Source organism: Acinetobacter sp. AOR14_HL (genome assembly GCF_027855175.1).
Classification (GTDB): Bacteria; Pseudomonadota; Gammaproteobacteria; order Pseudomonadales; family Moraxellaceae; genus Acinetobacter; species Acinetobacter calcoaceticus.
Map to the genome: position 1 here is coordinate 176,851 of NZ_JAKTII010000003.1, position 12,890 is coordinate 189,740.

The following is a 12,890-nucleotide window of genomic DNA, read 5'->3' on the forward strand; positions in this document are numbered from 1 at the left end:
TTTAAAGGATAAATAAAGATATATAAAGTTTATATTAATCAACAATTTATATTTTTAATGCAAAAAAATAATAACAAAACTCGTTTTAATATGAAAAAGAGCAATAAGTACGGTAAAAAAAGATATAAAAAAAATAGACTTAACTGTCAGCAAAAATGAGCACAATATCCATTGTTTTCACTAAAAATAGCTTCTAAAGTATCTACTTACCATCGACCATTTTTGTACAAATAGTCAAATAAAAATAAACGTGGAGATTTTATGCGGGTTTTGTATCAGTTTCCTTTGTCCCATTATTGTGAAAAAGCTCGCTGGTTGTTAGACCATAAAGAACTTGATTATGTGGCTCATAACTTGATTCCAGGGTTTCATCGTGCTTTCGCACAACTCAAAACAGGGCAAAATTTGCTGCCAATTTTGAAAGATGATCATCAATGGATTGCTGAATCAACCAAAATTGCACTTTATCTGGATGATACCTACCCAGAACATGTGCTTTTACGTCGTGACGAGCAACTTAGGCAACAAACACTGAAAATTGATAGTTTGGCTGATGATCTTGGGGTACATGTGCGTCGTTGGGCATTAGCACATAATTTAGCCCAAGGGGACCATGCTCTAGAAATTATGATGGGTGAACAAGGTTATTTACGTCAGTTTGAAAAAATATCAAAACCTTTTCTCAAAACACTCGTAAAGAAGAACTATAAGCTTGAAGAGGAGTTAGTGAGCCAGTCTAAAGAGCATATGGACGAACTCATAAATGAACTAAACCAGTATCTAATAGAAAATCAAGCGCGCTATATGGTGGGCGACCGATTAAGTCTTGCCGATATTTCTGTCTGTTCGATGCTTGCACCACTATTAGAGGTAAAAGGTACGCCGTGGGAGCGTGAAGAGGCTGAAGAAGTTTCTGCAGAATGGAGCAACTATCAAAAATATTTACTTGATTTGCCTCTAGGCCAATATGTTTTAAGAATATATCAAACCGAAAGAAACGCGCGCGTAGATTGGCGAGGAATTTAAACTTTATAATTTATAAAATGCCCTGATTTTCTCAGGGCATTTTTGTAATATTTCTAAGGTCATTCATTTATCTAAATATTACTATCAATTTTCTAAATGATTTTTATTAAACCATTTGTATATATTATTTTGATGCTTAAGTTGCTTTTTACAATGTGAATTTAATGTTTAGCTAAATCTCTAATAAGTTTAATTTTTATAATTTTGTAGAAAATATAATTTTTCTAAAAACAGTTTTTAGAAGAAGTTAAGCCTCTTTATTGTGCATGTGTTTACAATGTAATCAATAATTGCCACATTTAAGTGTAATTAGGTGAGCTTAATAATAGACAGAAGATTAAAATATAGATTAAAGTAGAAACATGTGAGCAGTTTTAAAGGTATTAATTCTGCAAAACAGATTGAATAAAATAAGTGAAGCAAATGGATGTGTCCTACTTGGAAAAGTTGGCGCGATAATTGCAATTTAATAATAAATCACTCTATTTCTCTATATGAATGATTCTATAGATAAATAGAGAGAATGATCATCAAGGAGTTCTTATGAAACGTTCTGCAACCTCTCTCATTATTTCAACATTTATGCTTTGTACGGTTGGCGCTACTTCTCAAATTCAGGCAGCAGATACATTAGCTAAAATTAAAAGCAGTGGAAAAATCGTCATTGGCCACCGAGAATCTTCTGACCCAATTTCATATGTTGTTGCAGGTAAACCAGTAGGTTATGCAGTCGATATCTGTAACCAGTTTGCAAATGACATTAAAAAAGAATTGAAAATGCCTGGGCTAAAAGTTGAGTACAAGGCAGTAACTTCATCAACTCGTATTCCTGAACTTTTAGCAGGCAATATCGATATGGAATGTGGTACGACCACAAACTCTAAGCAACGCCAAGAGCAAGTTGGTTTCTCAACAAACTACTATGCGACTGAAGTACGTATGGCAGTTAAAGCGAACTCTGGCATTAAGAGTTTGGCAGATTTAAATGGCAAGGCTGTTGTAACAACTCAAGGTACAACATCTGATAAATACATCAAGATGAATGAAAAAGGCCAAGCGCTTACTATCCAAAACATCTATGGTAAAGATCACTCTGACTCTTTTGCAATGATGGCATCAGGCCGTGCTGCTGCATTTGTCATGGATGATAATATTTTAGCTGGCTTAGTTGCTAAGTCTTCTACACCTAAAGCTTTCGCAATTGTTGGTCCGGTACTTTCATCAGAGCCTTATGGCATTATGCTTGCTAAAGGTGATACAAAATTTAAAGCGATTGCTGACCGTACTGTAAATAATCTATGGAAAACTGGTCAAATGGACGCTTTATATAAGAAGTGGTTCTTATCGCCAATTCCACCAAAAAATACAAATTTGAACATGCCACAAAGTTCATCTTATAAAAAACTAAAAGCTCACCCAACAGATGCAGGGATCTAACAAGATCTTTTTGTCCTAAATTTACTTAAGCAAGTGAGACTCACTTGCTTAAGCGGTCTATTTTCCTAAAGATATTCATTTAAGGGGCAAACATGTCAGTCGGCTCGCTAAACTGGACTATATTCTGTGCGGAGTCTAATGAATATGGTGTCGATAAAGCCGCATGGGCAGAATCAGTCTGTAGAGTAATTGGTAGCTCAAGCTACAATGCTCATGCTGAAGCGCCCACATGGTTACAAATGTTAGGTTCAGGCGTCTTTACTATGGTTTGGACAGCTGTTATAGCCTTTCTTATCGCATTTTTATTAGGTTCTCTCCTAGGGGTAATTCGTACATTACCCAACAAACCTCTCGCATTTATTGGCAATTGTTACGTTGAAATTTTCCGTAATATTCCACTTATTGTGCAGCTATTCTTCTGGGCATTTGTTTTTCCGGAATTTTTACCGGATAGCATAAGTGCAGGCAGTGGGGATGTTGTTGCTGGTGGATGGTGGAAAAATCTTTTAAATCAGCAACCTGCGGTTATTGGTGTTTTTGCATTAGGTCTCTACACAGCTGCACGTGTATCTGAGCACATACGTGCCGGTATTAATACTGTTTCTCGCGGACAAAAGTTCGCTGCTTCGGCGATGGGTTTTACCACTGCACAAAGCTATCGTTATGTAATTTTACCTGTTGCATATCGTACTGTGTGGCCCACGATTACTTCTGAAGCAATGAACGTTTTCAAAAACTCAGCTGTTTTATATGCACTAAGTGTTTTGAATTTCTTCGCTTATACAAAAACCATGCGGGAAGAAACTTCTCAGGACATCATTATTCTTATTCTCTCTACACCTGTTTATTTGATCATTACTTATAGCATTAAATTTGTAATGGCATGGATTGAGAAACGAATGGCTGTACCTGGCTTAGGTTCGGGAGGGAAGTAATTATGGATTTTTCTTTATTACACAATCCTGACGTGATCGCGGCACTCAAAGAAGGTTTCGTTTTTACCCTTACCGTGACTGTATTGGCGATGATGGGCGGTATCCTGATCGGAACCCCATTGGCAATGATGCGTTTATCAAGCAATGCTATCGCAAGTAATTTCGCAAAATTTTATGTCGATCTGTTTCGTGGTATTCCATTGATTCAGGTGATCTTTATTTTCTACTTTTTGTTGCCAAAAATATTTGAGTTTCAATCTGATACATATTGGGGACCGTTGTTTTCGAGTGTTGTGACTTTTGCTATTTTTGAGGCTGCATTTTTCTCGGAAATTGTACGTTCCGGAATTCAGTCTATTTCAAGAGGTCAGGTACATGCAGGCTACGCGCTAGGTTTTACCTATGGTCAATCAATGCGCTACGTGGTTTTACCTCAAGCCTTTCGTAACATGCTCCCAGTATTGTTAACTCAAACAATTATTTTATTTCAGGATATCTCATTAGTGTATGTGATTAGTGCACCAGACTTTTTAGGTCGTGCAGATACATTAGCTAATACTTATGGTCCTGAAACGAAAGCAACATTCTATTTAATCGTCGCTGTAGTGTACTTCTGTAGTTCGTTTGTGCTGTCGCAATTAGTCAAACGCTTACAGCAAAAAATTGCCATCATTCGCTAATTGGAGATTTTAAATGCCAATGATAGACATCCAACATATCTCTAAATGGTATGGTGATTTTCAGGTTTTAACAGATTGCACGACGAGTATTGAAAAAGGTGATGTCGTTGTTGTTTGCGGGCCGTCTGGTTCAGGAAAATCAACACTCATTAAAACAGTAAATGCGTTAGAACCATTTCAACAAGGCGACATTATTGTTGATGGCGTTTCTCTGAAAGATCCAAAAACGGATCTTGCTAAATTCCGTTCACGGGTGGGAATGGTCTTTCAGCACTTTGAACTTTTCCCACACATGACTGTTTTAGAAAATTTAACAATTGCTCAAGTCAAAGTGTTAAAGCGTTCAGTTGCTGATGCTCGTGCAAAAGGGCTGAAATATTTAGAGCGTGTAGGTTTACTTGCTCATAAAGATAAGTTTCCGGGTCAATTGTCTGGTGGACAGCAGCAGCGTGTAGCGATTGCGCGTGGCTTGTCCATGGACCCAATCTGTATGTTGTTTGATGAACCAACTTCTGCACTTGACCCTGAAATGGTCGGGGAAGTACTTGAAGTGATGGTGCAACTTGCACATGAAGGCATGACCATGATGTGTGTTACACATGAAATGGGCTTTGCTAAAAGAGTATCTAACCGTTTAATTTTTATGGATGAAGGTAAGATTTTGGAAGACTGCCCAACGCATGAATTCTTTGATAATTTAGATGCTCGCCACGAACGTGCGAAGCTTTTCTTAGAAAAAATTCAAGCCATGCATTAATACCGCTAATAAAAAAAGAGCCTTTTGAAAGGCTCTTTTTTACATCCAATTTTTTAGAAACTATATTTTGCTAATAAATTAATACGAGAGTAATCACCCTTATCTCCTGCGAAAGTTTCTCGCTGGCCGTAAGTATATTCTGCACCTAAATCAATACTTTTAACTGGATTCCAGATTAAATTGACCAAGGCATTATAAATTTCTTTGTTATAGCTGGTACTGGTTAAATTGCTATTTGCGTAAATGTTATCATCTTTATATTGAATACCGCCTATTGCGAAAGTAGAGCGGAGGATAGGGCTCCATTTCCGTTGATAGCCAATAACGGCACTATCGAATTCACCTAAATTAATATCTTGTGTTGTTGTGTCATATGCATAAGCAGAATTGCTATAAAGTAAATAGCGGCCATCTCCTTTAACGTGATAGTAATTAGCAACCAAGCTATCTTGAGGAGTTAAATCATATTTACCACCAACCCCAACACCCCAACCAAATTTTTCTTCAGAAGCGCTATCTTTTGGAGCTACACGGTTTTCATGGGCAAGACCATGTAACTGTAATAGGCCTTTATTATCTGCAGTTTTGAAATCATATCGTGCTGTTAAAGCAGGAAAACGGCTCCCACCGGCAGCATTACCAGCTTTTTCAACATCACCGCCTTCTAAGGCAACTAATATTTTTTGTTGGGCATTAATTGGCTGAGTGTATCTAACCTGTACTGTACGTGTAGTACCTGTACCAATAGCGCCATTAAAATCTACTGTTTCTGGCGATGTATCGGTGTTTACAAAAGGTGAAGTAGTTTGACCAGCTAACCATTTACCTAAAGACATATAAGCATGACGAACACGGAAGGTCCCATTGCCATTATCGCCATTTCCACCCATGAAATCGGCTTCAATTTTGCCGTTTAAATCTCCGTATTGGGTAGGCCGAGTAATGTCTAGACCAATTCTTGAGGTTGCAGCAGATACATTTAAAGAATCTTGTCTTGGATCATCTTTATTTAAAGGGTAGTTAGCGCCATTTGAAATGCTACCATTTGAACCTTTAAAGTCATAGGTTGCATCTGCGCGGACACTACCATAAAGCTTGACTTGGGTTTGTCCATCTGCCATTGCCATCCAACCTGGTTTTGATACAGGAGAGGTAGAAGCCGCAGGTGTTGCGGGAGGTGCTGGTGGAGCACTGACTGATAAAGCTGTTTTTTGTTGATCAGATAGTTTCTGAACAAGTTGTTTTAATTCCTTTACCTCATCACGTAAAGCATTAACTTCAGCATCTGTAGCTGCATGCACAGGCATTGTCACGCTGATTACACCTAAAGAACTCATTGCTAGCACTAGTGTTTTGATCTTATTCACAGGAATTCCCCGACATGGATAAAAATTTTCCTGCAAATACATAACAATAATAATGCCAACTTTAACAATTTAGAAAAATAGTAAAATTTCTATTTTTATCATTGGCTTATGTCAAAATAGAAGTGTAAATAAGACCTTTCATTGAAAAAAATAAATGAGAGCATGAAATTGACTCTCTAAAATGAGTCATATGCTCGACTATTTGCACGGTTAAAATGCATAACTGCAATAAAATATGTAAAAGAAATAAATGTTTTAGCTATTTTTAAACCTTTGTATTTTTCAATGCGTCGTAGTTGTATAGGGTATACTGTCCTCATTGTAAATTCTGGCTGGAGATAGGAATGGAGTTAGATCGTTTTGATAAACAAATTCTAGAAATTTTGTCTCATGAAGACTTAAATTTGAATGAACTTTCAGAACGGATCAATCTGTCAGTCAGTTCTGTGCATCGCCGGATTAAACACCTGATTGAAGCCAACGTTATGGGGCAGCTCAAAAGGGAAATTAATTTTAGTAAACTCGGCTTTACCTTACATATCTTATTGCAAGTTTCATTGAGTAAGCATGACACTGAAACATTTGACAAGTTTCTTTCCGAAATAGAAGCAATTCCAGAAGTGACCAATGCATTTCTAGTGACAGGGCAAAGTGCCGATTTTATTTTGGAACTTGTAGCACGCAACATGGATGACTACAGTGAAATTTTATTAAGACGTATTGGAAAAATTGACAATGTGGTTGCTTTGCATTCCAGCTTTGTTATTAAAAAATATAATGTTTTTAACTGCTATAACCTATTAAATAAACTATAAAAAAACGCACCATTAGGTGCGTTTTTTTAATTCAAATGTTTGATTTAGGCATCAAGTTGAGCCAAAACCTCATCTGTGAACTCAACGTTGGTATAAACGTTTTGTACATCATCGAGATCTTCAAACATATCAATCATTTTAAGAATTTGTTTTGCTTGGTCGACATCAGTAATTTCAGCTTTGGTTGATGGACTCATAACCACTTCTGCATTGTCAGATTTTAAACCAGCAGCAGTCAGAGCATCTTGAACTTCACCAAAAGTTTCTGGTGACGTGATTACCAAAATTTCATCTTCTGAAACTTCAATATCTTCAGCGCCAGCTTCTAAAGCAACTTCCATGATTTTGTCTTCTAAAGAAACATCTTCAAAAGTAATTTCACCACGTTTTGTAAATAGATAAGCGACAGAACCCGCAGTTCCTAGGTTACCATTTGTTTTACTAAAACAGTGACGTACATCTGGTACTGTACGGTTTAAGTTATCTGTCATTGTTTCAACAAGAACAGCAACACCGCCAACGCCATAACCTTCGTAAGTTACTTCTTTTAAATCATCATTATCTTCACCACCGGCACCACGTTGGATTGCACGGTTGATGGTGTCACGTGTCATATTAACTGAAAGAGCTTTTTCAACTACTGCACGCAGACGAGGGTTGCTAGCAGCATCTCCACCGCCAAGTCTGGCAGCAGTCACAATTTCACGAATATATTTAGTAAAAACTTTACCGCGACTTGCATCTTGTTTCGCTTTACGATGCTTAATATTGGCCCATTTAGAATGACCCGCCATGGACGTGAACTCCAAAAAAGAAAATGCAAAAGTGCTGGAATATTAGCATAGGCTTGGTTTTGTTGAAAACTGTTGCCCTGCGTTTTGTTAGCCAATTGAATAAGAATAATAAACTTAAGACCTAATGAGTAAGATTAGGCCGAATCAAGTCCAATTTGAGTTAGTTAATTTTGACGTCTATGTCAAATTTCGCATATAGCTCTTTAATTGTTTCCAAATCTTTTTGTAAGTCTGTTGGGTAAATTTTTCCCAGAATTCCGCCTTGTTTACTTCGCGCGTTAGCATACATGAGTACAATGGGAACATTAGCTGCTTTGGCAATATGCCAAAAACCTGTACGGATAGGTTTACGTTCAGAGCCATCTTTGGCACGAGTAGCTTCAGGAGCAATCACCAAGTTAAAAGTTTCATGATTTTGAAATTGTTCAACCATTTGAGAAACAATATCTTTACTCGCTTTGCGGTCAACGGGAATGCCACCAAGTTTTTCTAGAATTGGCTTAAGAGGACCCTTAAAAAGTTCTTTCTTTATTAAAGTATGAATCTTAATGTCTAAAATTTGGAAGAGAGCAATAGATAGCACTGCATCTAGATTTGATGTATGTTCAAAGCCAATAATAACTTGTTTTTTCTCAAGAATTTCTGGATCTACATTATAGGTCCAACCAGCAGCTTTAAAGATAGAGTTACCTAGAAATTTTTTCATAGATCAGTGCAAGGTGATAAATTTTCAGGATTCTAATATGAGTTTGTAAAAAAGCCTAGAAAAATTATGAAAGCTAAAGTGGAGCATCAAAAATGAAGATTATCTAAGCTGTAGAAGATTTAAAAAGTTCTTTTTATTTTTCTTTTAAACATAATAAACTTAGATAATTTTAAAATTAAGAGACCTGCTGAGGTATCTCTTCATTAATTAAATATTCAATATATTGCCAAATTTTTTCAGAGTTAATAAGTGCTTTATCTGTTGTTCCATCAATAATCATCCCATCAATAATAGAAATAATGATGTGAGTAAGTGGAGTAGGGTTTTCTATCCCTAATTGAGTGAGCTGTTCTTGTAATAAATGAGTCAACCACTTCGTATATTCGTAAAATGGTTCACGAATTGAAGTATATTGTTTAGATACTTCAATAAATGCTTTTTTAAATAAACATCCATTAAATGTTTCACTATTGATCCAATCAATATACCAATTAAAAATAATATGAATTTTCTCAAGCGGGTTAGCATCTTGACGTAAACTTAATTGTTCATTAATTGAATTTTGAATATTTAAATTTCGATGTTGCAAGCATTCCATAATTAAATTTTCTTTCGAAGGAAAATATTTATAAAATGTCATCTTTGCAACATTAGATTCAGCAATAATACGGTCAACACCAGTAGCATTGTATCCAATCTGATTAAATAAATTTAAAGCAGTATTTATAATATCTTCTTTTTTTGACATTACTATTCCATATAGTTAGAACTAATTATAACTTAATCTAAAAAATTTAAATTTTAATATGAATTATCATAATAAAAAAAGGGATTGGATACAAGTTTATATTGTGATAATGATTATCATTATCTTGGTTTTTTTTGAAAATTTATATTTGATTTCGTACGATTTTAATTCTAATATTGATTGATAAAGGAACATATTTAAATATTAATTTAAGTCATTGTTTTTATAATAAAATATGTAAAAATCGATCAGGCTTCAATAAGTTTAATGAGAGTGGATATGCCTAAGAAATTTGAGAATTTTAATAATCCTAGAAAGAAAGCACTCGCAGGGATGAAGCAAAGCATTTCAGCTGAACTATGGGAAAAAAATTCAGACTTTTTGTCCCGTTTAAGAGCAAAAATCGCTAACCATGCCGTGTCAAATCATCCAGCAATTGATATTTTAAATAACGGAAAAATTAATAAAGAAAATTTAAAAAAAATTCACTTAGAATATCGTCATGCAATTGTGCAAACTTTTACTGATGCACTGCTTATGGCCCAATTTCAAACTAAACAATTAGAGCCAAGATTGCATGCTGGCGCAAAAATGTTTCCACGTTTTCTTTTAAGCCTAAATATTTTTGATGAGTTTGGATTTCGACCCGGTTTAGACAAAGATGGTTATTATCAGGGAAACCCAGAATATGCTCACTATCCTTTATTTGAAGATGTATTAAATGATTTTGGTATTACGGGAGAAGATCGTCTGACTTATCAACCAAGTGACATTGCAGATCAAGTTAGAGTATTTTTAGAAAATGCTTATCATGACTATAAAGCTGTTTCAGCTTTATTAGCAGTCGCTGAAGAAGAGGTTATCCTTTACAGTCCACCTTTACGTAAAGCAACTAAAGCCGTAGGTTTGGAGGTGGAGGGTGGTGGTTATTATCATGTACATGGTATTTCTGAGGATGAGAGTGCCGAAGCTGCGGATGATGACCATGAAGAAGATTTATGGTATGTCTTGATGCAAGCTTGTACAGAAGAAGATTATAACTATATTGAAAAGATATGCTTAGAGTATTGTGATTTATGGGAAAAGTTCTGGGATGTTCAAATGGAAAACTCAAAATCAGTTCTTAAACAGCATTTGGCTTAAGAACTTAATAAATGATTAACTCAATAATCTATAACAATCATAAATACTGAAAAGAATGCTCAAAAATATGGAAATATGAAAAGATCTTTTAAAGTTTAAGCGAACAATACAAAATTAGCACACCCTTGTAATAAGATTACATTTGTATGAAATTATTGTTCAATATAATTAGTGCCTATGTCTTATATCACTAATAATTGAAGATGTAATATCTACCTTTGTTAGTTGTAAGAAATCACAGGTGGGTGTGGGTCTATACAACTTATTTTTAAAATGCTGTTTTTATATTAGGTTACTGATGTCTAAAGTGGTTTCGATGCAGATTTATAATAATCCTAGCATTACTGCGCGAATGACTGCTGAAATTTTATTATTTACATTGAGTTTTTGCATTGCATTCACCACATGGAAAGTCACGGTTCTCTCACTAATAGATAGAATTAGCGCAATTTCTGAAGAAGTTTTTCCTTCAGCACTCCAACGCAATACCTCTTTTTCTCTGGTGGATAACTTAAGATTTAAAACAGCGCACTCTCTGTCATTCACAATTTTGGCAATACTATTATGCAGCATTTGAGCAAGCCAAAATATTTTTGTGGATTGTGATTTTTGTTCCTGTTCAGAAATTGGATCGGCTGATCTAGCAAGTGTGAGCATGCCTTGTGTACCAATTAAATCTCGACATGATTGTGACCAGCCAACATTTAGACCGTATGATTGTGCTTCATCCCAAAAATCTCTTGGTAATTGTTTATTTGCTGTTTGGCTTGTCCAAATCAGTGGTTTCAATGAGTTTAGGCAATGTCGTACTGTTGGGTCGATGGCAATATAGTGACGCTCAGCATAACGTTGCTGCCATTCTTCAGGATAGTTATTCAGCAAGATTGTTTTGGGTTGAGCAATAGAGAGGGGGATATGCATGCCATAAGCACAATAGCCATATCCAAGTTGTGCGCTAATGGATTTAGCGATATCAAATAGCTGATCCGTATCTTTTGCATTTAAAGATGCAGAAAGCAGATCTTCTTGCCAATTTTCCATGTTTTCCCCTTGTCCTTAATGCATAAAATTTTATTAAAAGTATTTGATTTTTATGGTCAAGTATTCCCTTGATAGGGTTTTTATAACTGCAAATTATTGAAACTAATTGATTAATAGATAAAGTGTATGAGTGGTCGTTACTGCTGTGACTTAGATCTCATCATTTTATTATTAATAATATAATAAATCATAAACTGTTTATTAATTATACATTATATTTAATCTTTAACTAAATGTAAGTTTTCACCTACGAACAAAAGCTAACCATGAATAAAAAGTTAAAAGCTCCTGTCTTTTAATTATAAATAATGCGTTTATTTTGATCTCCTTAAAATATGAAACTTAGTATGGATGACAAAAACTATAAATCTGTTGCACTACGAATTTATAGTGCAACAGATTGATGTGATGGTTAAATTTAACAAGAACCCCAAACAACACCAGACCAAACAGGGTTGTTATTAAGATAGAGAGTGATTTTTAAACCTGTAGGGATACCCCATGATGTGCAAAGATCACCGCAGACTTTTAGTGTTGCACCAATTGGAATACTGATAGGAGATGGGAAGCAAATTTGCCCAATGATTGGGAAGCTGAAACATATTTTGTTTGTTGTCGGATCGTAAGAAGCTGAAACACAAGCCTGAAGGTTTAGTGCTTGAACTCCAGCTGAATCTAGTTGGCTTTTTAGACCTTCTACAGTTATATTATTTTCAGTTGTTAAATTGGTATTTTCACTTGCTAAATTAGCGTTTGTAGGTTGATTTTCAAAACCGACTTTTGTGTAGTCAGGAATCACGTCTTTTTCACATTGACATTTGCTCATTTTAATACTTCCTTTTAAATGTTCGTACTCATCTGGCTTTTCCGAAATTCGCCCCATTTATTTTTCGTGGTTTCTGGAATCCACAGCCACCCCAATATGGGATGATTTCTTGGAGGTGGATGCATTTCTACGGTGTTGCACATCAATACATCTGCCTATTATTTAATCAAAATGTATTGGTTTTTTTTAAAGGAAAAAACTGTAAGTTTTTACAGTTTTAAGGAAGAATGATGTTTTTAGCTTTAAAGGGTTGAATAACTAAAACTTGTCGAAGGCTTTAATAGTAGGTATATCTTTTAGTGCTGTGATGCACTTAGCACTCTTATTTTTTTCGATAATTCATACTAGTCACTAAGAAAACTTGTTTTAAAAATAATCAAATTTTAGTTTTAAGTTATAAGACACGGCCTTGCTAGATAATGAAATAAACTAGCATGCTCATCATCAGTGGTTATTTTAAGTGATAATTTTTTGAACTACATTCAGAGGATACGTTAGTAAGTTTAGAGAGTTTATAGTGAGATTATTATAGATACTCTTATTACCTATCATGTGCCCACAGTTCCAGATAATCTTAATAAAGTTCAGATTTATAGACTCCGTTCACGAATATTA

The 12,890-nt window shown here is 35.2% G+C and carries 13 protein-coding genes; 7 read left to right on the forward strand and 6 right to left on the reverse strand.

Translation table 11 applies throughout. The annotated features are described in order from the left end of the window. Positions 1-261 precede the first annotated feature (261 nt). From MKL38_RS01810 to MKL38_RS01830, 5 genes are all read left to right on the forward strand, one after another. Positions 262-1,026, forward strand: a complete 765-nt coding sequence (locus tag MKL38_RS01810) for a glutathione S-transferase family protein (protein ID WP_270902327.1) — start codon at positions 262-264, stop codon at positions 1,024-1,026. Between the two features lie 543 nt (positions 1,027-1,569). Then, entirely contained in the window at positions 1,570-2,463 is an 894-nt protein-coding gene (locus tag MKL38_RS01815) for an amino acid ABC transporter substrate-binding protein (protein WP_270902328.1), read from the forward strand. Between the two features lie 92 nt (positions 2,464-2,555). Next, a complete protein-coding gene (locus MKL38_RS01820) occupies positions 2,556-3,398 on the forward strand; it encodes an amino acid ABC transporter permease (RefSeq protein ID WP_151745160.1) in 843 nt (280 codons plus the stop codon). Positions 3,399-3,400: 2 nt separating this feature from the next. Then, positions 3,401-4,078 (forward strand): amino acid ABC transporter permease, encoded by a 678-nt coding sequence (locus MKL38_RS01825; RefSeq protein ID WP_151745161.1) that lies wholly within the window; start codon positions 3,401-3,403, stop codon positions 4,076-4,078. A 13-nt stretch (positions 4,079-4,091) separates the two neighbouring features. Next, positions 4,092-4,835 carry an amino acid ABC transporter ATP-binding protein gene (locus tag MKL38_RS01830; protein WP_042896581.1) on the forward strand — a complete coding sequence of 248 codons (744 nt, stop codon included), beginning with the start codon at positions 4,092-4,094 and terminating at the stop codon, positions 4,833-4,835. A gap of 53 nt (positions 4,836-4,888) precedes the next feature. Here the strand turns inward: MKL38_RS01830 and MKL38_RS01835 are convergent, their stop codons facing one another. Further along, complete coding sequence (locus MKL38_RS01835) at positions 4,889-6,202, reverse strand: DcaP family trimeric outer membrane transporter (RefSeq protein WP_270902329.1); 1,314 nt, start codon at positions 6,200-6,202, stop codon at positions 4,889-4,891. A 344-nt stretch (positions 6,203-6,546) separates the two neighbouring features. Between MKL38_RS01835 and MKL38_RS01840 the strand changes: the two genes are divergently transcribed. Continuing rightward, entirely contained in the window at positions 6,547-7,017 is a 471-nt protein-coding gene (locus MKL38_RS01840; protein WP_004642558.1) for an Lrp/AsnC family transcriptional regulator, read from the forward strand. Positions 7,018-7,061: 44 nt separating this feature from the next. Here MKL38_RS01840 and MKL38_RS01845 read toward each other — a convergent pair whose 3' ends face one another. From MKL38_RS01845 to MKL38_RS01855, 3 genes are all read right to left on the reverse strand, one after another. Further along, positions 7,062-7,811, reverse strand: a complete 750-nt coding sequence (locus tag MKL38_RS01845; RefSeq protein WP_045432830.1) for a YebC/PmpR family DNA-binding transcriptional regulator — start codon at positions 7,809-7,811, stop codon at positions 7,062-7,064. 160 nt (positions 7,812-7,971) lie between these two features. Continuing rightward, positions 7,972-8,517 (reverse strand): 1-acyl-sn-glycerol-3-phosphate acyltransferase, encoded by a 546-nt coding sequence (locus MKL38_RS01850; protein ID WP_005047522.1) that lies wholly within the window; start codon positions 8,515-8,517, stop codon positions 7,972-7,974. 175 nt (positions 8,518-8,692) lie between these two features. Next, positions 8,693-9,265, reverse strand: a complete 573-nt coding sequence (locus MKL38_RS01855) for a TetR/AcrR family transcriptional regulator (protein ID WP_198078661.1) — start codon at positions 9,263-9,265, stop codon at positions 8,693-8,695. 279 nt (positions 9,266-9,544) lie between these two features. On the opposite strand from MKL38_RS01855, the gene MKL38_RS01860 reads away from it, so the two are divergent. Next, positions 9,545-10,408, forward strand: a complete 864-nt coding sequence (locus MKL38_RS01860) for a hypothetical protein (RefSeq protein WP_270902330.1) — start codon at positions 9,545-9,547, stop codon at positions 10,406-10,408. A gap of 324 nt (positions 10,409-10,732) precedes the next feature. On the opposite strand, the gene MKL38_RS01865 is transcribed toward MKL38_RS01860, so the two are convergent. After that, a complete protein-coding gene (locus tag MKL38_RS01865; RefSeq protein WP_151745163.1) occupies positions 10,733-11,449 on the reverse strand; it encodes a LuxR family transcriptional regulator in 717 nt (238 codons plus the stop codon). Positions 11,450-11,867: 418 nt separating this feature from the next. Beyond that, positions 11,868-12,275: a hypothetical protein gene (locus tag MKL38_RS01870; protein ID WP_227558920.1), complete on the reverse strand. Its 408-nt coding sequence runs from the start codon at positions 12,273-12,275 to the stop codon at positions 11,868-11,870. Positions 12,276-12,890: the final 615 nt, after the last annotated feature.

Bases quoted from the DNA above. Each gene is read 5' to 3' on its own strand.
- MKL38_RS01870 (WP_227558920.1), bottom strand. From the start codon at position 12,275: ATGAGCAAATGTCAATGTGAAAAAGACGTGATTCCTGACTACACAAAA.
- MKL38_RS01845 (WP_045432830.1), bottom strand. From the start codon at position 7,811: ATGGCGGGTCATTCTAAATGGGCCAATATTAAGCATCGTAAAGCGAAA.
- MKL38_RS01855 (WP_198078661.1), bottom strand. From the start codon at position 9,265: ATGTCAAAAAAAGAAGATATTATAAATACTGCTTTAAATTTATTTAAT.
- MKL38_RS01840 (WP_004642558.1), top strand. From the start codon at position 6,547: ATGGAGTTAGATCGTTTTGATAAACAAATTCTAGAAATTTTGTCTCAT.
- MKL38_RS01810 (WP_270902327.1), top strand. From the start codon at position 262: ATGCGGGTTTTGTATCAGTTTCCTTTGTCCCATTATTGTGAAAAAGCT.
- MKL38_RS01860 (WP_270902330.1), top strand. From the start codon at position 9,545: ATGCCTAAGAAATTTGAGAATTTTAATAATCCTAGAAAGAAAGCACTC.
- MKL38_RS01820 (WP_151745160.1), top strand. From the start codon at position 2,556: ATGTCAGTCGGCTCGCTAAACTGGACTATATTCTGTGCGGAGTCTAAT.
- MKL38_RS01815 (WP_270902328.1), top strand. From the start codon at position 1,570: ATGAAACGTTCTGCAACCTCTCTCATTATTTCAACATTTATGCTTTGT.
- MKL38_RS01850 (WP_005047522.1), bottom strand. From the start codon at position 8,517: ATGAAAAAATTTCTAGGTAACTCTATCTTTAAAGCTGCTGGTTGGACC.
- MKL38_RS01830 (WP_042896581.1), top strand. From the start codon at position 4,092: ATGCCAATGATAGACATCCAACATATCTCTAAATGGTATGGTGATTTT.
- MKL38_RS01865 (WP_151745163.1), bottom strand. From the start codon at position 11,449: ATGGAAAATTGGCAAGAAGATCTGCTTTCTGCATCTTTAAATGCAAAA.
- MKL38_RS01825 (WP_151745161.1), top strand. From the start codon at position 3,401: ATGGATTTTTCTTTATTACACAATCCTGACGTGATCGCGGCACTCAAA.